We start from the raw sequence: 19,211 nt of genomic DNA, 5'->3' as shown, positions 1-19,211 counted from the left end.
TGATTAACACACTCACAAACTGAATTGAACGGAGCATTCTCATGATGAAAAATCAACTGGCTGGCCTGATGAAGCAGGCGCAAGCAATGCAAGACAACATGAAAAAGGCCCAGGAACAACTGGCGCTGGTGGAAGTGGAAGGCCAGTCGGGCGCCGGCCTCGTGAAAATCGTCATGACCTGCAAGAACGACGTCAAGCGCGTATCGATCGACCCGTCGCTGCTGGCCGACGACAAGGATATGCTGGAAGACCTGGTCGCCGCCGCCTTCAACGACGCCGTGCGCAAGGCGGAAGCGACGTCCGCTGAAAAAATGGCAGGCTTGACCGGCGGCATGAACTTGCCAGCCGGCTTCAAAATGCCATTCTGATGACACACCGCATGCGCTCGATCTGCGGCAGGGGGCAAGGTTGATCCATGTCCAAGTCGCTTGAATTTTTGACCGAGGCGCTGCGGCGCCTGCCCGGCGTCGGCCCCAAGTCGGCGCAGCGGATGGCATTTCATTTGTTGCAGCACGATAGGGAAGGCGCGGCCATGCTGTCGCGCGCCCTGTTCCAGGCCGTCGATGCCGTGCATCACTGCGGCCTGTGCAATACCTTTACCGAACATGAAGTGTGCGAGACCTGTCTCGACGAAGAGCGCGACAAGCGCTTGCTGTGCGTGGTGGAAACGCCGGCCGACCAGCTGATGATCGAGCAGACGCTCACCTACAAGGGCCTGTATTTCGTGCTCATGGGGCGATTGTCTCCGCTCGACGGCATCGGCCCGAAAGATATCCACCTCGAAAAATTGCTGAACCGCGCCAACGATGGCGTGGTCGGCGAAGTGGTGCTGGCCACCAACTTCACGAATGAAGGCGAAGCGACGGCCCATTACATCAGCGAAATGCTGAAGGCGCGGGGCTTGCGCGTGAGCCGCCTGGCCCGCGGCGTGCCCGTGGGGGGCGAACTGGAATACGTCGACGCGGGCACCATCGCCCGCGCGATGCTCGACCGCAGGGCAACCTGAACACGACATGACAGACGCTTCCGCATCTTCCGGCCCCCTCAAAGGCATCAAAGTCCTGGAACTGGGCACCCTGATCGCGGGACCGTTCTGCGCCCGCATGCTGGCCGAATTCGGCGCCGACGTGATCAAGATCGAGTCGCCCGATGGCGGCGACCCCATCCGTACCTGGCGCGTGCTGAAGGATGGCACTTCACTGTGGTGGTCGGTGCAGGCGCGCAACAAGAAAAGTCTCACGCTGAACCTGAAGTCGCCGGAAGGCCGCGCCATCGCGCGCCAGCTGGCCCTGGAAGCGGACATCATCATCGAGAATTACCGCCCCGGCGTGCTGGAGAAGTGGGATCTCGGCTATGCGCAGCTCAAGCAGGTCAAGCCTTCCCTCATCATGGTGCGCCTGTCCGGCTTTGGCCAGACGGGTCCCATGAAGGATTTGCCCGGTTTCGGCGCCATCGGCGAAGCCATGGGCGGCTTGCGCTATGTATCCGGCTTTGCCGACCGTCCGCCCGTGCGCGTGGGCGTGTCCATCGGCGACTCGGTGGCGGCCCTGCACGGCGTGATCGGCGCCATGATGGCGCTGCGCCACCGCGACGTGACGGGCGGGCGCGAGCACGGCGAAGGGCAGATGGTCGACGTGGCCCTGTACGAATCCGTGTTCAACCTGATGGAATCGCTGGTGCCCGAATACGACCAGGCGGGCGTCGTGCGCGAGCGCACGGGCGGCTCGCTGCCCGGCATCGTGCCCTCGAATACCTACACGACGGGCGATGGCGAAAACATCGTCATCGCCGGCAATGGCGACGCCATCTTCAAGCGCCTGATGCTGGCCATGGGCCGCATCGACATGGCGGGCGACCCGCAGCTGGCGCGCAACGACGGCAGGGTGGCGCGCACGCAGGAGATCGACGACGCCATCGGCGCCTGGTGCGCCACGCACACGATAGACAGCGCGCTGGCCGTGCTGCAGGCGGCCGACGTGCCCGCCGGCAAAATCTACTCGGTGCGCGACATGCTGAGCGATCCGCAGTTTCTCTCCCGCGACATGTTTGAACAGCACCATTTCGCCGACGGCACGCCCGTCAAATTGCCGGCCATCAGCCCGAAACTGTCGGCCACGCCGGGCAGGACGCAGTGGCTGGGACCGACCCTGGGCCAGCATAACGACGAGGTGCTGGCGTCGCTCGGTTATGACGCCGCCGCCATCGCGCGCCTGAAGGCCGACGGCGTGCTGTAATAAGGTGTCGGTCGGATTGGCGGCGGTACGCCGCGTAATCCGCCATCGCCACAGGCCGCTCCTGTATCTTTCGTCCACACACCAGCCGGGCCAACCATGTTGTCGGATTACACTGGGCTTTGCCCCGCTAATCCGACCTACGCAAATTACCTGATACTTATCATGCATCGATTTTTTCACCGCGTGCCCGCCGCGCTTGCCCTGGCCAGTGCCGCCATCCTCCTGTCCGCCTGCGCCAGCTTTCCCCACGATGCGCCGATTGCGGGCCTGCGCCTGATCGGCGAGCAGCGCATCGCCTTGAAGCAGCCGTTCCAGGGCACCACGGTGGGCGGCCTGTCCGGCATCGACTACGATGCGGCCAGTGGCACCTGGGTGATGGAAAGCGATGACCGCTCGGAAATCAATCCGGCCCGTTTCTACCGCGCCACGCTCGCCTACGACAGCGCGGCATTCACCGGCGTGACCTTCAACAGCGTGCATTTCTTCACGCAGCCCGACGGCAGCCGCTATCCGAACCTGGCGCATGCCAGGCTGGAGCAGGGTGACGCGGTGGCCGACATCGAAACCATCCGCGTCGATCCCCGCGACGGCAGCCTGTGGTATGGCAGCGAAGGCAACCGCAAGGTGGGCTTGCACCCGTTCGTGCGCCACGCGGACCGCGACGGGCGTTACCTGGCCACCTTGCCGACTCCCGCCATGTTCCGCGTGTCGAAGGACGAAACCGGCTCGCGCAACAACATGAGCTTCGAGGCGCTGTCGTTTGCCAGCGATGGCAAGAGCCTGTGGCTGGGCATGGAAGCGGCCCTGTACCAGGATGGCCCGCTGGCCACGCCCGATCGCGGTTCCGTCGTGCGCATCACGCGGCTGGACCGCGCCGGCGCCGTGCTGGGCCAGTATGCGTATGCTATCGAGCCGGTGGCGTCGCGGCCCGCGCCGGGACGCGAAGCGGACAATGGCGTATCGGAAATCCTCGCCGTCAACGACCATCAATTGCTGGTGGTGGAGCGGGCCGGCGTGGAAAACGCGGACGGCGTCTACGCCAACCACGTGCGCGTGTACGAAATGGATACGCAGGGCGCCACCGACATCCAGTCCATCCCGGCGCTGGCGGGCGCGGCCTACGTGCCGGCGCGCAAGCGCCTGCTGCTGGACCTGGAAAAGACTGGCCTGCCGCGGGTCGACAATATCGAAGGCATCAGCTGGGGACCGCGCCTGGCGAACGGCCGGCGCAGCCTGGTGATGATTTCCGACGATAACTTCAACGCGCAGCAAGTCACGCAAATCCTTGCCTTCGAAGTGCTCTAGCTTCCAGGCTGGCCATCTGGCCCGCCTGCTTGAGCAGCATGGCCGTGATGGCGTCGTGCGGCGACGGGTGGCCGAGGAAATAGCCCTGGGCCATGTCGCAGCCATATTCTTCCAGCATCAGCAATTGCTCGTCCGTTTCCACGCCCTCGGCCACCACCACCATCTTCAAGCCATGCGCCATGGCGATGATGGCGCGCGTGATGGCCGCGTTTTCCGCGTCCTGCGGCAGGCCGGCGATAAAGCTCTTGTCGATCTTCAAGGCCCGCACGTCGAAGCGTTTTAAGTAATTCATCGACGAATATCCCGTGCCGAAGTCGTCGATGGACAGGTACACGCCGATGCCGCGCAACTGCTCCAAGGTCACCATGGTGGCGCGCGCGTCGTCCATCAAGGTGCCTTCCGTCAATTCCAGCTCCAGCAGGCGCGCGTCCAGGCCCGTGTCGGCCAGCACCGAGAGCACGATCTGCATCAGGTTTTCATCCTTGAACTGCTTGGCCGACAGGTTGACGGCCATGCGGATGGCGCGCCCGCCATCGCTTTGCCACGCCTTGGCCTGGTTGCAGGCCGTGCGCAGCACCCATTCGCCGATCGGCACGATGAGGCCCGTCTCTTCGGCCAGCGGGATGAATTCCGTGGGCGAAATGATCCCTCGTTCCGGATGGCGCCAGCGCACGAGCGCTTCGACGCCGACGATCTGCGTGCTGGGCACGTCGATCTGCGGCTGGTACAGCAGATACAGCTCGTTGTTCTGCAAGGCCTTCCTCAGGCCCACTTCCATCTTGACGTGGCTCATGATTTCCATCGTCAGCGAGGAGCTGTACAGCTTGGCGTTGTTCTTGCCGCAGTTCTTCGCGTGGTACATGGCCGTGTCCGCATATTTGAGCAGCGAGTTGCAATCCTCGCCATCTTCCGGATACAGCGAGATGCCGATGCTGGCCGTGACGAAAATCTCGTGCGATTCGATCATGAAGGGCCGGCGCATGGCTTCCTTGACGCGGTGCGCCACGTTCAGCGCGTCTTCCACCCGCTCCAGGTCGGGTATCAATATGGTGAATTCATCGCCGCCCAGGCGCGCCAGGTTGCTGCCGCCGGAGGTGGGCTCAAATTCGTGTTCGGCGCGCAGCACCAGGTCGCTGGGACGGATGGTTTCGCGCAGGCGCTCGGACACCACCTTGAGCAAGTGGTCGCCCACGTCGTGGCCCAAGGTGTCGTTGATGCGCTTGAAGGCATCGAGGTCCATGAACAGCACGGCGAATTTCTTGTCGTGCTCTTTCGAGCGGGACAGTTCGCGCTCCAGCGTTTCCAGGAAGGCCTGGCGGTTCGGGATGCCCGTCAGGCTGTCGCAATAGGCGAGGCGGCGGATCTGTTCCTCGGTGCGTTTGCGTTCGCTGATGTCGCGCACGAGGCCCAGCACCTCGTCGGCGCCCGTTGCCACCAGGCGCGCCTCGAAGTGGCGCGTGCTGTCGCCATGCGTGAGCGTGTAGTCGACCGAGCGGATGTGCTGCGTGGCCAGCACGGCGTGCGCCTGGTCCAGCAGGCGCGCGGCGATCTCCGGCGGCAGCACGTCGCGGATATGGCTGCCCACGCAGTTTTCGATGGAAAAGCCGGCGCTGGCGTCGTGGCCCTGTTCGTAGTCGAGATAATAGCCCTCGCGGTTCAGGCGAAAGAAGGTGTCGGGGATGGCGGCCAGTACGGCGCGGTTGTGCGCGTCGGCGATGCGCAGGCGGGCGATGGCGTCGCTGGCGCGCAGCACGTACAGCACGCGGTGGCCGAGGATGGGCCAGTTGATGGGCTTGGAAATGAAGTCGGTGGCGCCCACCTCGTAGGCGCGCGTGACGGCTTCCAGTTCGTCGCCGCCCGTGACCATGATGATGGGCACCGTGCCGCCCACTTCCTGGCGGCGGATTTCGCGGCACACGGCAAAGCCGTCCAGGGCCGGCATGTCGACGTCGAGCATGACCAGGTCCGGCCCGCTGTGCTTGTAGCTGGCCAGCGCCTGCACGCCATCCTCGGCCTCGATCACGTCCAGGCCCACCTGCGTGAGCATCTGCCGCATCAGCAAGCGCATCACGGGATCGTCGTCGGCCACCAGCACCAGGCCGCGGGGAGGAGAGAGGGGCGCTGTCATGTCAGTGTTCCTTCACGAGGATGGCGCTCAGCGATTCGCGCACCGCCAGGAATGCCTGCTGCATCTGCTGCAGCAGGCTGGCTGCGCCTTCCGTGCTGCCGGCGCGGCCCAGTTTCTCCATCTCCTTGCACAGTTGCGCCAGGCCGTCGGCGCCCACGTTGGCGCTGCCGGACTTCAGGCTGTGCGCCACCTTGCGCAGCGCTTCCGCATCGGCGCCGGCGATGGCGTCGCGCATGGCGGCCAGCTGGCGCGGCGTCTCGCCCGTGAAGGCGAGGATGACGCGCTCGAGCAGCGCATCGCCATCCGTGCCGGACAGGGCGCGGATGTTTTCCAGCGCCTGCCGGTTCAGCGGCTGGCCCGCCGGCTGGGCCGCGGCCGCGGGTGCCGGCATCGGTGGCGGCGCCTGCTGTGCCTGGGGCTGCACCTGCATCGCCGGCTCTGGCGTCTCGCTGTGGTGCACGGTGGCCGCGCGCGGCAGGGTGATCCAGCGCGCGATCGTGTGGCCGAGGTCTTGCTGCGTGAACGGCTTGCTCAGGTAGTCGTCCATGCCGGCCGCCAGGCACGCTTCGCGGTCGCCCTGCAGCGCGTTGGCCGTGATGGCGACGATGGGCAGCACGCGCGCGTGGCCGCACTGCTGTTCGTGGCGGCGGATTTCCGCCGTGGCGGCAAAACCGTCCATCACGGGCATCTGGCAATCCATCAGGATCAGGTCGAAATCCTCGGCCTGCGCCGCCTGCAGCGCTTCCTCGCCGTTGTGCGCGCACACCACGTCCAGGCCCAGGCTGTCGAGCATGGCCAGCGCCACTTCCACATTGACGGCATTGTCCTCGGCCAGCAGCACGCGGCGGCGCTGGCGCCGGCCCACCTGGCGCGAAGCGTGCGGCGGATGGATGCGCAGGCTGTCGCTGGCACGCGGCGGCGTGACGATGCAGTCGAACAGGTCGCATTCGCGGGCCGGCTTGATCAGCTGGAAGGCCACGCCCGCCTCGCGCCGCTGGACGGGATCGGCCGCACCCTGTTCCGTGCTCAGCAACAAGAGTTTCAGGTCGGCCAGCAGCGGGTCGCTCTTGATGGTGGCGGCCAGGGCCAGGCCGCTGGTGCGCGGCAATTCCATGTCGAGCAGGGCCACGGCATACGGCGTGCCGGCCTGCGCGGCCGCACGCAGGCGCGCCAGGCAGTCGCTGGCCGTGCCGGCGCTGTCGCTGACGATGTGCCAGCTGGCCAGTTGCCGCTCCAGCACGGCGCGCGTGGCGGGTGTGTGGTCGACGATCAAGGCGCGTAACCCTCGCGTGGTTTTCAGATTGAAGGACGGGTCATCGCTGTCGACCCGGCGCTTATCGAAATTTACTTCGAACCAGAAGATCGAGCCTTGCGTTAAAGCATTGTCGACGCCGATTTTTCCGCCCATCAGCTCCACCAGCTGTTTCGAGATCGTCAGGCCCAGGCCCGTGCCGCCATGCTTGCGCGTGGTCGAGCCGTCGGCCTGCGAGAACGATTCGAAGATGCGGCTCTGCGCCTCGTTCGACACGCCGATGCCCGTGTCGTGCACCTCGAAGCGCAAGCCCACGCTGGGCGCGTCCTCGCAGCACACTTCCACCTTCACCGTGACCTTGCCCGTTTCCGTGAACTTGATGGCGTTGCCCAGCAGATTGACGATGATCTGGCGCAGGCGGTTCGGGTCGCCGCAGATGGCGATCGGGATATCGTTGGCGATGTCGAATTCCAGGCAGATATTCTTCGCTTCCGCCTGCGGCGCGAACACGTGCTCGATATCGTCGAGCAGCTCGCGGAAATTGAAGCGGATGTATTCGACGCTGAGCTTGCCCGCCTCGATCTTGGAAAAGTCGAGGATGTCGTTGATGATCACCAGCAAATTCTGCCCCGAACGCTGCACCATGCTCGTGTAGTGGCGCTGCTGCGCCGTCAGCGGGCTGGCCAGCAGCAGCTCCGTCATGCCCAGCACGCCGTTCATGGGCGTGCGGATTTCATGGCTCATGGTGGCGAGGAAGGCGCTTTTCGCCTGGCTGGCCGCCTCGGCCGCATCCTTGGCCTTCTCCAGCTGCGCCGTGCGCACGCCCACCTGGCGTTCGAGCTGGTCGCGGTAATTGGCCAGGGTGCTGTCGCGGCTGTCGATCTGCGCCAGCATGTCGTTGAAGCTGTCGATCAGCACGCCCAGCTCGTCGCTGCGCTGGTGCGCGATGCGGTGGCTGTAGGTCTGGCTGCTCGAGACTTTTTGCGCTGTATCAATGAGCTTGGTGATCGGTTCGGCGATCACGCTCTTGAAGCGCCGCGCCAGGAACACGGCGATCAGGAAGGACAGCACGGTGGCGCCGCCGATGGCGCCCACGTGGCGGCCGATGTCGCGCCACATGTGGTTCAGGTCAGCCTCGATCAGCACGACGCCGATGAACTTGGGCGCCTTGTCCTGTGTCCAATAGATGGGGCGGTACAGGCGCATGGCGGGCGCCAGGGTGCGACCTGTCGCTTGCGCCATGCTTTCCGTGGCCAGGCCGGCCAGCAGGGCCGGCTCCAGGTTCTGCAGCGGCGCCAATCCCTGCGCATGCTGGGGCGCGCGGTACTGGGCCAGCAGGCGGCCGCCGGCGTCGAACAGGGCTGCCTGGGCGATCTCGTCGCGCGCCGCCAGCGCCGCCAGCACTTGCTCCGCCTGCGCCGGCCTGCCCGCCAGCAAGGGTGCCGCCCCGGCCGCGCCGATGACGCCCGCCAGCGACAACAATTGCTTGCCTTCATCGTCTTTGTGGCTGAGCACGGACGTCAGGGCAAACGCGACGAATACCAGCAGCAGCGCGCAGCCCGACGACAGCACCGAGATCATGGTCAGCTTCTGGCTGATGCTGGAGCGTTGGAAATTGAACATGGCTGCGGCGCTCTCCGTTCGATCCGTTGACTGTTTTTTAATTCCTATTGGAAAAATATAGACGCGAAGACACACCCCGATGTTGATGTGGGTCTAATGGAAGAAAGGGGGAGGGGAACTTATACGAGAGAGAATGGATAGGGCGGTCTCACAAGACCGCCCTCAAATTATTGCTGAGTAACAACACCTGAGCCAGCCGTCGCGAGCGGAAGGGAGAGGTGGCCGAGAAGCGCAACCGTACTCAAGTACGGCGAGCATCGCAAGCCGCCTATACCGACGCGCAGCAGGCTGGGTCCGGTGTCTTAGCAGCAGCCGCCGCGCTTGCCAGCCCCGCCATAGCGGGCTTCCTGGCGTTCGCGGAAGAACTCTTCATACGTCATCATCGGCTCGCCGGGATGGCTTACTTCCCGGTGCGCCACATAGGTGTCGTACTCGGGCAAGCCGCACATCAGCCGCATGCTTTGTCCCAGGTAACGTCCAGCCTTGATGATTTCGTCGATCATCATTGCACCGTGGGCATGGCCTGGAACGGCGTTTCCTTGGTGCTTGGCTTGCTGTCGGCGCGCGCCTTCAGAATCGTGCGGATGCCGAAGAACAGCACGCTGACGACGACGATGACGAAGAAGGCGGCCAGGCCGGCATCCAGGTAATCGTTGAAGATGATCTGCTGCATCTGCGCCACCGACTTGGCCGGCGCCAGCAGGGTGCCTTCATCCAATGCCGCCGAGTATTTCTTGGCATGCGCGAGGAAGCCGACGCGCGGATTGGCGTCGAAAATCTTTTGCCAGCCCGCCGTCAGCGTGCACAGCAGCAGCCAGATGGTCGGCAGGATCGTCACCCACGCGTACTGGCCCCGTTTCATCTTGAACAGCACGCAGGTGCCGAGGATCAGCGCGATGGCGGCCAGCATCTGGTTGGCGATGCCGAACAGCGGCCACAGGGTATTGATGCCGCCCAGCGGATCGACCACGCCCTGGTACAGGAAGTAGCCCCAGGCCGCCACGCACAGGCCCGTGGCCAGCAGGTTGGCGATGACGTTTTCCGTCTGTTTCAGACTAGGCACGAAGCTGCCCAGCAAATCCTGCAGCATGAAGCGGCCGGCACGCGTGCCCGCATCGACGGCCGTCAGGATGAACAGCGCTTCGAACAGAATCGCGAAGTGGTACCAGAAGGCCATCATGGCCTTGCCGCCGATGGCGCCGGAGAGGATCTGCGCCATGCCGACGGCCAGGGTCGGCGCGCCGCCGGCGCGCGAGATGATGCTGTGCTCGCCAACATCCTTCGCCGTCTGCGTCAGCATTTCCGGCGTCACATAGAAGCCCCATTGCGAGATCGCCTGTGCAGCGGACTCTGCCGTGGTGCCGATCAGGGCGGCCGGGCTGTTCATGGCGAAATAGATGCCGGGCTCGATGGTCGAGGCGGCCACCAGGGCCATGATGGCGACAAACGATTCCATCAGCATGGCGCCATAGCCGATGAAGCGGGCATGGCTTTCGTTTTCGATCATCTTCGGCGTGGTGCCCGAGGAAATCAGCGCGTGGAAGCCGGAGACGGCGCCGCAGGCGATGGTAATGAACAGGAAGGGGAACAGATTGCCTGACCAGACAGGGCCGGAGCCGTCGATGAACTTGGTCATGGCCGGCATTTTCAGGTAAGGCGCGACGACGATGATGCCGATGGCCAGGCCGAGGATGGTGCCGATCTTCAGGAAGGTCGACAGGTAGTCGCGCGGCGCCAGCAGCAGCCACACGGGCAGCACGGAAGCGATGAAACCGTAGCCGATCAGCATCCACGTCAGTTCCGTGCCCGTGAAGGTGAACATCGGGCCGAGCACGGCGTGTTCCTGCACGTACTGGCCGCCGATGATGGCCAGCATCAGCAGCACGAAGCCGATGATGGAAATTTCGCCGATGCGGCCGACGCGGATGAAGCGCGAATACACGCCCATGAACAGGGCGATGGGAATCGTCGCCATGACGGTGAAGCTGCCCCATGGGGAGCCGGTCAGCGCCTTGACGACGATCAAGGCCAGCACGGCCAGGATGATGACCATGATCATGAAGCAGCCCAGCAGGGCGATCATGCCGGGAATCTCGCCCAGTTCAGCCTTGATCAGGTCGCCCAGCGAGCGGCCGTCGCGGCGCATGGAAATGAACAGCACGATGAAATCCTGCACGGCACCGGCAAACACGACGCCGGCCAAAATCCACAGCATGCCGGGCAGATAGCCCATCTGCGCGGCCAGCACGGGGCCGACCAGGGGGCCGGCGCCGGCAATCGCCGCGAAGTGGTGGCCGAACAGCACATATTTATTCGTCGGCACGTGGTCGAGGCCATCGTTGTGCTTGAAGGCGGGCGTCATGCGGCGGGCATCCAGGCCCAGCACCTTGTCGGCAATGAACAGGCTGTAGAAGCGGTAGGCGATCAGGTAGACGCAGATGGCGGCGACGACGATCCAGATCGCACTGATCGGCTCGCCACGTTGCAGGGCGACGACGCCCAGGGACCCGGCGCCTGCCAGCGCAAGCGCTGCCCAGCCGAGCTGTTTGAAAATGCGGTTCATGCTTCCTCCAGAGATTTGACGGGCGCTGTGCCGTGCGATGATGGTGTGCCGCCGCTCCTGGTCGTCGCCAGGTTGATGTTGCTTTTGCTGTATCGGCAGCTTATGGCGAGTATTCAGGAATCGTATAATTGCCGCAAGCGCAGCACTACGCAGTAACGCTCAGTATTACTACGCAGATCAAACACGGCGCCGCGACGTAAAATCACGGATTTCCACCAGCATCGACGACGCCGGAGCGCGCCAGGCCATGAAACTCAGACAGAAAGTCATCTTCCTGGCCATCACGCCGCTGATCCTGGCCATGTGCGCGATCGCGTTTGCCGTGCGGCACCAGGCCATCACGCTGGCCGAGCAGCAGCGCGCCACCATCCAGCAAGCCTACCTGGCCAGCAAGGAGGCCGAACTCAAGCATTACGTGACGCTGGCCAGCCATTCCATCGCCTCGCTGTACCAGTCGGGGCGCAAGGATGCCGCCACGCAAGAGGAAGCCAAGCGCATCCTCGCCTCGCTCAGCTATGGCGACGACGGCTATTTCTTCATCTACGATTTGCAGGGCAAGTCGCTGATGCACCCGCGCCAGCCTGAGCTGGTGGGACAGAACCTGTGGGAATTGCGCGACGCCGAGGGCAACCTGACCATTCAGCGCCTGATGCAGCGGGCGAACAGCGGCGGCGGTTTCGAACGCTACAACTGGATCAAGCCGTCGACGAACAAGTCCGCGCCCAAGCTCGGCTATGTGATTTTGATGCCGGAATGGGGCTGGATGATGGGCACCGGCATCTATATGGACGATGTGGACCAGGCGCTGGCCAAGGTGGACGCCCAGCAGTCGCGCAATATCCGCTCGACCATGGAACTGATCGCCGCCATCGCCATCCTCGGCGCCTTGCTGGTGGCCGGTTCCGGCCTGGCGCTGAACTTGCGCGAGCTGCGCGTGGCCGATGCCAAGCTGAAAGTGCTGGCGCAGCGCGTGGTGGAGTCGCAGGAAGAGGAGCGGGCGCGGCTGTCGCGCGACTTGCATGACGGCATCAGCCAGTGGCTGGTGTCGATCAAGCTGCAGATCGAGGCCGGCATCGCGCGCCTGGCCGGCAATCATGAACAGAAGGAAAAAGCGCCCGCCACGTTCGAGCGTGCCGCCGAGCAACTCAACAAGGTGCTGGGCGAGGTGCGGCGCATTTCGCACAACCTGCGCCCGGCCATCCTCGACGACCTGGGCCTGGCCGCCGCGCTCGACCACCTGGTGCACGAATTTAACGACAGCAGCAGTGCCCAGGCCAGTTTCGCGGCCAGTCCGCCGACCGCGGGCGAGGGCTTGCCCGACATGGTCAATACCGTGCTGTTCCGCATTGCCCAGGAAGCGCTGACCAATTGCGAGCGCCATGCCCACGCCAGCGGCGTGGAAGTGAGCCTGCACGAAGCGGGCACGGGGGTGGAGCTGCGCATCCGCGACAATGGCGGCGGCTTCGACTTCGACGGCATCGCCCTGCATCCGCAGCGCGGCATCGGCTTGCGCAACATGACGGAACGCATGGAAGCCATCGGCGGCAGCCTGCACATCACGTCCTCGCCGGCCGGCACCCTGGTGCTGGCGCGGCTGGACCTTCCCCCAACACACTGATACATACCATGACCGAAACGATCAAGATCCTGCTGGTGGACGACCACCCCCTCGTGCGCGACGGCTTGCGCGCGCGCCTGGAAGCGGTGGCGCATTTCGACGTGGTGGCCGAGGCGGGCGGCGCCGACGAGGCGCTGGCCCAGGCGCGCGCGCACCAGGTGGACCTGGTATTGATGGATATCAACATGCGCGGCACGAATGGCATCGAGGCGACCGCGCTGTTCAAGCAGGCGTTTCCGCAGATCGCCGTGCTGATCCTGTCCATGCACGACAAGCTCGAATACGTGTCGCAGGCGCTGCAGGCGGGCGCGCGCGGCTATGTGCTCAAAGATGCTCCAGGGAAAGATATTGTGTTCGCCATCGAGACGGTGATGTCCGGCGGCATTTATTACAGCGCGGCCCTGGCGCGCCAGCTGTCGCGCCCGCAAGTGCACGACTCCTTTCTCACCACGCGCGAGCAGCAGGTGCTGCAGCACATCGCGGCGGGCCAGTCGAACAAGCAGATCGCCCGCGACCTCGACCTGAGCGTGCGCACGGTGGAGACGCACCGGCTGAACATCAAGCGCAAGCTCGGTATCGAAGGCCAGGCTGAACTGATCAAATACGCGGTCGAGCACGCGCAGTTCGATGGCGGCGGCGCTTGATTGCTGCCTGCGCGTAGCAGTGTATTTTTTTCAAACCCGCATGACAGGCGGGTCTCGCGGGGGAATGTTTTTTTTGAACATTTATTGCCAATATTAAACTGTTTCGTGGGTGAGATTCGGATAGAATGATTCTTGCTGTCGAAATGGCATCCCTGCCGGGCCAGGGTTGCCAATGCTGGTCAGTTTATTTACTATGGCGCCCTACCCACACTGAGATACCGATGTCAGCATCTGAATCAAACCTGTTTCCATTGGTGGGATTACAAGCAGTTGCCAATGCTCATAATGAGTGGGTCGCTGTCACCTTGCATGTACCGCAGCCATCGACGGCGCCGCTAATGACGGCGCTGACCGCGGCGCTGGCCACTGCCGATGCGTATGCCTTCCTGGCGCCGCTCGACTGCATCATTCCCCTGGCCGACCCGCATGGTGTGGACGAGGCCGTGCTGGCGCAACTGGCGCCGCAACGCACCATCTTCCGCTTGCCGGCCACGTTTGCCGGCGACAAGCAAATCCAGAAGAAATGCCAGCAATGGCGCGATGCCGGCTACCGTATCATCCTCGACGGCGCCAGCGCCGGTCCCGTGACGGCGGCGCAGGTCGAAGCGCGCGCGCTGAGCATCGACGCGGCCGGCGAACTGCCGGGCCTGCATCAATTGCTGTCGCTGCCGGGGCCGCACCTGGCCTACAACATCGGCGATGCGCAGAAGCTTGCTGCATTGCAAGATCTCGGCGTCAGCTGGTTTGCCGGCGACTATGCCTTGCACCATGCGCGCCAGCAAAGCGAGCCGGAGGACGCCACCTCGCGCAAGCGCCTGCTGGCGCTGCTGGGCTTGCTGGCCCGCGACGCTGACGCGCATGAGTTGGAAGTGCCGCTCAAGCAAGATCCATCGCTCAGCTATCATTTGTTGAAACTGGTCAACTCGGCCGCTTTCGGCTTCACGGCGCCGATTACCAGCTTCAGCCAGGCCATCACCCTGCTGGGCCGGCGCCAGCTGCAGCGCTGGCTGCAACTGCTGCTGTATGCGCGCCAGCAGGACGATGGCAAGATCCATGCGCTGTTGCCGCTGGCGGCCGTGCGCGCGGCGCAGATGGAAGCGCTGTGCCAGTTGCGCGGCGGCGACCGCGACGCGCAGGACCTGGCCTTCATGGCTGGCGTATTTTCGCTGCTCGACATCCTGCTGGGCATGCCGATGCCGGACATCATCGCCACCCTGAACCTGGCACCCGAAGTCAGTGCCGCCTTGCTTGAGCGCAATGGCGAACTGGGCACCTTGCTGGCGCTGGTCGAATGTCCGGCGCCGCCGCCCGAGGGCTTGCACCGCGCCGGCATCGATGGAGAAACTTATTGGCGCAGCCTGCTACAGGCGTACCAGTGGGCCATCCAGGTCAGCCGGAACCTCTAGCATGACCGTGCTTCCGGTGTCGGATTACCTCAGTGACAGCGCCGCCCTGTGCGACGCCGTCGTGCGTTTGCGTGGCCAGGCGCTGGTGGCCGAACTGGGGCGCATTGCCAGCGCCGTGATGGCCAGCCCGTATTGCCAGTTCCTGCCTTCGGCCAGCGCCGATGGCGGCCCGCCGCCAGCGCCTTTTGCGCGCGATACGCCCGCCTTGCTGCAGGAAATCAGTTTTGACGGCCATTGCTTCGGCCATTTCACCGTGGCCGGGCGCAGCCTGTACAACGACGCCGACCGCCGCCACCTGGCCAGCCTGGCATCCCTGACGGCGGGCGTGCTGCAAGTACATACGCTGGCGCAACGCTCGACCCATGCCTACGCGCAAGTCGAAGCCTTGCTGGCGCAGCAGACGCAAATCCTCGACCAGTTGCACGAATCTGTGCTGACGATGGACTTGACGGGCTACATCACCAGCTGGAACAAGGGCGCCGAGCGCCTGTTCGGCTATTCCTCGGTGGAAGCCGTGGGGCGCAACATCCTGTTCCTGTATGACGAGGAAGACACGGGTTTCCACGACGCCTTCCTGGAGCAGGGAGGGCGCCTGATGGAGGTGCGCCGCCGAAAGAAGTCGGGCGAGATCTTCTGGGCCAGCCTGTCCCTGTCGCCGCTGCACGACATGGACGACAAGCGCATCGGATTGATCGCCTACCTGACGGACATCACCGAGCGCAAGCTGGCCGAAGAGCGCTTGCACCACCTCGCGTATTACGACCCGCTGACGAGCCTGCCTAACCGCACCCTGCTGGCCAAGCTGGTCGACCAGGCCCTGAGCGTGGCGCAGCGCAGCAAGATGCTCGGCTGCGTGCTGTTCATCGACCTGAACCGTTTTAAACTGATCAACGACACCCTGGGCCGGCGCATCGGCGATGAATTGCTGCGGCAAGTCTCGCTGCGTTTCCGGCAGGCACTGCGCGACCAGGACCTGGTGGCGCGCCTGGGCGGCGACGAATTCGCCGTCGGCCTGTTCGACATCGGCCAGCACTTTGAAGCGAGCATGGTGTCGCAAAAGCTGCTGGCGTCGCTGGTGGAGCCGTTCCTGATCGAGGGCCACGACTTGCGCGTGGGCGCCAGCATCGGCATCAGCGTGTATCCGCAGGACGGGCAGGATGCGGAAACCCTGCTGCGCCTGGCCGACATCGCCATGTACCGCGCCAAGCAGGACAGTGGCGGCGAAGCGGAAAGCGTGGCTTTCTACAGCCAGGACATGAATCTGGGCATGCAGGCGCGCATGCGCCTGGAAACGGGCTTGCGCCAGGCCCTGTCGGAACAGCAACTGCTGCTGCACTACCAGCCGAAATACGCGCTGGCCAGCGGCCGCATCATCGGCGCCGAAGCGCTGGTGCGCTGGCATCACCCGCAGCACGGCATGATCCCGCCTGCCGAATTCATCCCCCTGGCCGAATCGACGGGCCTGGTGGTGCAAGTGGGCGAATGGGTGCTGGAAGCGGCTTGCGCCCAGGCGCAAGCGTGGAAACTGGCCGGCCTGCCGCCGATCCGCCTGGCCGTCAACGTTTCCGCCCGCGAATTCACGGCGGCCCTGCCGGCCAGGGTGGCCGCGACCCTGGCCCGCTACGGCCTGGAAGCGGCCTGGCTGGAACTGGAAATCACGGAAAGCACGCTGATGCATAACATCGAGCGCGTGATCGGCATCATGGACCGCATCACGGCGCTGGGTGTGGCCCTGTCGCTGGATGACTTCGGCACCGGCTACTCGAGCTTGTCCTACCTCAAGCGTTTCCCCATCGACACGTTAAAGATCGACCGCTCGTTCACCACCGGCATCCCCACCGACGCCAGCGACTGCGCCATCGCCAGCACCATCATCAGCATCGCCCAGCAGCTGCACCACAAGGTGATCGCGGAAGGCGTGGAAACGGCGGAGCAGCTGGAATTTTTGAAGAGTTCGGGTTGCGATGAAGTGCAGGGCTATTTGTTCTCGCGCCCGCTGCCGGCGCGGGAGTTCGAGGCGGCGCTGCGGGAAAACTGGGGCGTGTAAGGCTGCTGCTCTGCATGCCTGCACAGGTATTGAATCCTTGGCTGAAGAGCCGGGCTCATCCCCGCCGGTACGCCCCCAGTCCTTGCCGCTGGGGGAAATAAGCCCCCGAGAGTGCTAGCCATTGGTAAGCCACTGACCTTTATGTATAATGCTGCCATCTGGAAGCGTGGCCGAGTGGTTGAAGGCACTAGTCTTGAAAACTAGCGACGGGTTACACTGTTCGTGAGTTCGAATCTCACCGCTTCCGCCAGAAAAATGAAATAAGCCCTTGATTATCAAGGGCTTATTTTTTTTGTCTTTTCGATACCTTCCCCATCTTGAACTCATAACGCATGTTGTTCACTCTCTTGTTGCGGAAGTAGTTTCCGCAACTCCATCATTTAGTATATTATTCACAACATACGTCGCCCGAGAATTTTGTCATCTGCCACGTTATATTTTTACTATAACCTTTCATTTCGATCGTTTTTTAAATGGATAAAAGATATCAAGTTTTTGTTAGCTCGACTTATACTGATTTGGTAAAGGAGAGGCAGAGCGTAATGCAGGCATTAATGGAAATGGATTGTATTCCGGCAGGAATGGAATTGTTTCCGGCAATGGATGATGAACAGTTTAATTTTATAAAGAGAGTAATTGATGATAGTGATTACTATTTATTGATTATTGGTGGTAGGTATGGGTCGTTGACATCTGAAGGGATTAGTTATACTGAAAAGGAATTTGACTATGCGGTAGAAAAGGGACTAAAAGTTGTTGCATTTATTCATGATTCACCAGAAGATATTCCATCTGGGAAAGTAGATAGGGATAATGAGCTTACTAAAAAATTGGCTGATTTTCGAAATAAGGTTAAGGCAGTTAGATTAGTAAAATCTTGGAATTCCGTTGATCAGTTACCTGGACTTGTGGCCCTAAGTCTTGCGAAGACGATACGAACCTATCCGGCTGTAGGTTGGATTCGGGGTAGTGAAGCTGTATCTTCTACGATTCTTGCAGAAATGAATGAACTTCGTAAGGAAAATGCGGAACTTCGGGGTAGGATTGACTTTTTGGAAAGTGATCAAGAATCGGAAAAACCTATGGGTAAAATCGCAGGACTTGATCATGTTTACACTTTTAATTGTTTAGGTTTTAAGACAATAGGTGACGATCCAGAGTATATTTCTGTAACGAAGTCATTTGAGGATATATTTCTAAACTTAAGTTTATTTTTGGAGCGTGAACCAAAGGAAACTGATGTTCGAAAAAGAATTACGGATTTTTTCAGGAAGGATATAGATTTGAGTTTTGGTTTGCTTCAGTTTTTCCAAATTGATGAGAGTGATTTTCAAGTTTTGAAGAGCCAATTTAGGGCTTTAAAGTTAATTGAGGTTTATTTTTCGGATAGTGAAGGTGATGCTATTTGGGTGTTAACTGAAGAGGGGATCTCCACCGTTATTTCTAGCCGCGCAGTAAAAATCCCTGTGTGATTTTATTTTCTTTGGTAAGGCAAAACCTTTCTTTTAGTATCGTGATCTTTTGCCAAGCCTGTTTATTTTGTCGGTCGTACTGCTGGCCAATGCGACGATATACTTTTTCTGTTATCACCTTTTCGCTATGCCCAAGTAAAGAGCTGGCAGCAGCTAAATCAACTATATCGCTGGCAGAGCGCGCTCGGATATCGCGGAACTGGAATGCTTTGACACGGCTGGCCAGCTCTTCGTCGCCAGCCTTTATCGCCAGTTCTGCTGCAGTTTTCTTGGCGCTATCGAAGCGCAGGCGCAAATGCCACTTCTTGACCTGGCAACCATTTGGCAGCGCGATGATGAATGTGGTGTGCGGCTGGTGTGGGCGCGCGTGGATGCGTTCGATGACCTTCGCCAGCTCGGACTTGATGCCGTCATGTTCAAGGACGATGCGCAGCAGCTTGTTGCTCTTGCCCTGGCGCACCTGCAACGCTCCATCCTTCAAATCGCCGTCGCGCATCTTGAGCACGTCAGCAGGCCGCTGCCCGGTCAGGTAGTTCAAGTGGCGTCCTGCAGTTCTTCACAGCCAGCGTTTCGCACCGCATCCCACACTGCCTTGTCGGCATAGAAGTCGCGCGGCGTCTCTTTGTTCTTGCGTACGCCCCGACAAGGATTTTCGCGTTTGGTGTAGCCCCATTCTCTTGCCATATTGAACACATGAGACAGCAGCGCAATTTCGCGGTTGGCGCGCACCTTGGCGCTGCGGGCGTCGCGGTAGCGGGCAATATCCTGCGGCGTGATGGCGTCGATGGGTGCGCTGTCGAAGACCGGGCGTAGCTGGCTTAGCGAGCTGGCGTTCTCTTTTTGCGTAGCGATCGCTTTTCCAGGCAGGATATCGCGGATGTACTGCACAAACACGTACCTGGCCACGGGTTTCCAGATA

15 protein-coding genes and 1 tRNA gene are annotated in these 19,211 nt (G+C 62.1%); 10 read left to right on the top strand and 6 right to left on the bottom strand.

What is annotated here, in order from left to right; genetic code table 11:
- Positions 1-41 precede the first annotated feature (41 nt).
- From YQ44_RS18835 to YQ44_RS18820, 4 genes are all read left to right on the top strand, one after another.
- Entirely contained in the window at positions 42-368 is a 327-nt protein-coding gene (locus YQ44_RS18835) for a YbaB/EbfC family nucleoid-associated protein (protein WP_034759121.1), read from the top strand.
- A 47-nt stretch (positions 369-415) separates the two neighbouring features.
- Positions 416-1,006, top strand: coding sequence for a recombination mediator RecR (recR, locus tag YQ44_RS18830; RefSeq protein ID WP_034786598.1), 591 nt, complete (start codon positions 416-418; stop codon positions 1,004-1,006).
- Between the two features lie 7 nt (positions 1,007-1,013).
- A complete protein-coding gene (locus YQ44_RS18825) occupies positions 1,014-2,234 on the top strand; it encodes a CaiB/BaiF CoA transferase family protein (protein WP_071324689.1) in 1,221 nt (406 codons plus the stop codon).
- Between the two features lie 162 nt (positions 2,235-2,396).
- Positions 2,397-3,539 (top strand): esterase-like activity of phytase family protein, encoded by a 1,143-nt coding sequence (locus tag YQ44_RS18820; protein ID WP_071324688.1) that lies wholly within the window; start codon positions 2,397-2,399, stop codon positions 3,537-3,539.
- Here YQ44_RS18820 and YQ44_RS18815 read toward each other — a convergent pair.
- The 4 genes from YQ44_RS18815 to YQ44_RS18800 form a co-directional block, all read right to left on the bottom strand.
- Positions 3,508-5,667, bottom strand: coding sequence for a putative bifunctional diguanylate cyclase/phosphodiesterase (locus tag YQ44_RS18815; protein WP_071324687.1), 2,160 nt, complete (start codon positions 5,665-5,667; stop codon positions 3,508-3,510). The two genes, YQ44_RS18820 and YQ44_RS18815, sit on opposite strands and share 32 nt — an antisense overlap.
- Position 5,668: 1 nt before the next feature.
- Complete coding sequence (locus YQ44_RS18810; RefSeq protein WP_071324686.1) at positions 5,669-8,542, bottom strand: hybrid sensor histidine kinase/response regulator; 2,874 nt, start codon at positions 8,540-8,542, stop codon at positions 5,669-5,671.
- 302 nt (positions 8,543-8,844) lie between these two features.
- Entirely contained in the window at positions 8,845-9,045 is a 201-nt protein-coding gene (locus tag YQ44_RS18805) for a YbdD/YjiX family protein (RefSeq protein ID WP_071326614.1), read from the bottom strand.
- Entirely contained in the window at positions 9,045-11,105 is a 2,061-nt protein-coding gene (locus YQ44_RS18800) for a carbon starvation CstA family protein (protein WP_071324685.1), read from the bottom strand. Before YQ44_RS18800 ends, YQ44_RS18805 begins: the two co-directional genes overlap by 1 nt.
- 247 nt (positions 11,106-11,352) lie before the next feature.
- Between YQ44_RS18800 and YQ44_RS18795 the strand changes: the two genes are divergently transcribed.
- The 6 genes from YQ44_RS18795 to YQ44_RS28360 all read left to right on the top strand — a co-directional run bounded on the left by YQ44_RS18795 (position 11,353) and on the right by YQ44_RS28360 (position 18,292).
- A complete protein-coding gene (locus YQ44_RS18795; RefSeq protein WP_071324684.1) occupies positions 11,353-12,723 on the top strand; it encodes a cache domain-containing protein in 1,371 nt (456 codons plus the stop codon).
- A gap of 8 nt (positions 12,724-12,731) precedes the next feature.
- Entirely contained in the window at positions 12,732-13,367 is a 636-nt protein-coding gene (locus YQ44_RS18790; protein ID WP_071324683.1) for a response regulator transcription factor, read from the top strand.
- A 338-nt stretch (positions 13,368-13,705) separates the two neighbouring features.
- Entirely contained in the window at positions 13,706-14,773 is a 1,068-nt protein-coding gene (locus YQ44_RS18785) for an EAL and HDOD domain-containing protein (RefSeq protein ID WP_335589230.1), read from the top strand.
- 1 nt (position 14,774) lies between these two features.
- A complete protein-coding gene (locus YQ44_RS18780; RefSeq protein ID WP_071324681.1) occupies positions 14,775-16,820 on the top strand; it encodes a putative bifunctional diguanylate cyclase/phosphodiesterase in 2,046 nt (681 codons plus the stop codon).
- A gap of 160 nt (positions 16,821-16,980) precedes the next feature.
- Positions 16,981-17,070: transfer RNA gene (locus YQ44_RS18775), tRNA-Ser, on the top strand.
- A gap of 292 nt (positions 17,071-17,362) precedes the next feature.
- The gene (locus YQ44_RS28360; protein ID WP_232250943.1) at positions 17,363-18,292 is read left to right on the top strand and encodes a DUF4062 domain-containing protein; all 930 of its coding nucleotides are present in this window, start codon (positions 17,363-17,365) and stop codon (positions 18,290-18,292) included.
- On the opposite strand, the gene YQ44_RS18770 is transcribed toward YQ44_RS28360, so the two are convergent.
- The gene (locus YQ44_RS18770) at positions 18,264-18,830 is read right to left on the bottom strand and encodes a tyrosine-type recombinase/integrase (RefSeq protein WP_071324680.1); all 567 of its coding nucleotides are present in this window, start codon (positions 18,828-18,830) and stop codon (positions 18,264-18,266) included. The genes YQ44_RS28360 and YQ44_RS18770 overlap by 29 nt on opposite strands.
- The gene (locus YQ44_RS29790; protein ID WP_442905941.1) at positions 18,827-19,180 is read right to left on the bottom strand and encodes a phage integrase; all 354 of its coding nucleotides are present in this window, start codon (positions 19,178-19,180) and stop codon (positions 18,827-18,829) included. Before YQ44_RS29790 ends, YQ44_RS18770 begins: the two co-directional genes overlap by 4 nt.
- Between the last annotated feature and the right edge of the window lie 31 nt (positions 19,181-19,211).

Origin of the sequence: Janthinobacterium sp. 1_2014MBL_MicDiv, from assembly GCF_001865675.1 — a bacterium.
Taxonomy (GTDB): Bacteria; Pseudomonadota; Gammaproteobacteria; order Burkholderiales; family Burkholderiaceae_D; genus Janthinobacterium.
This window is presented reverse-complemented; position numbering and strand designations above follow the sequence as displayed.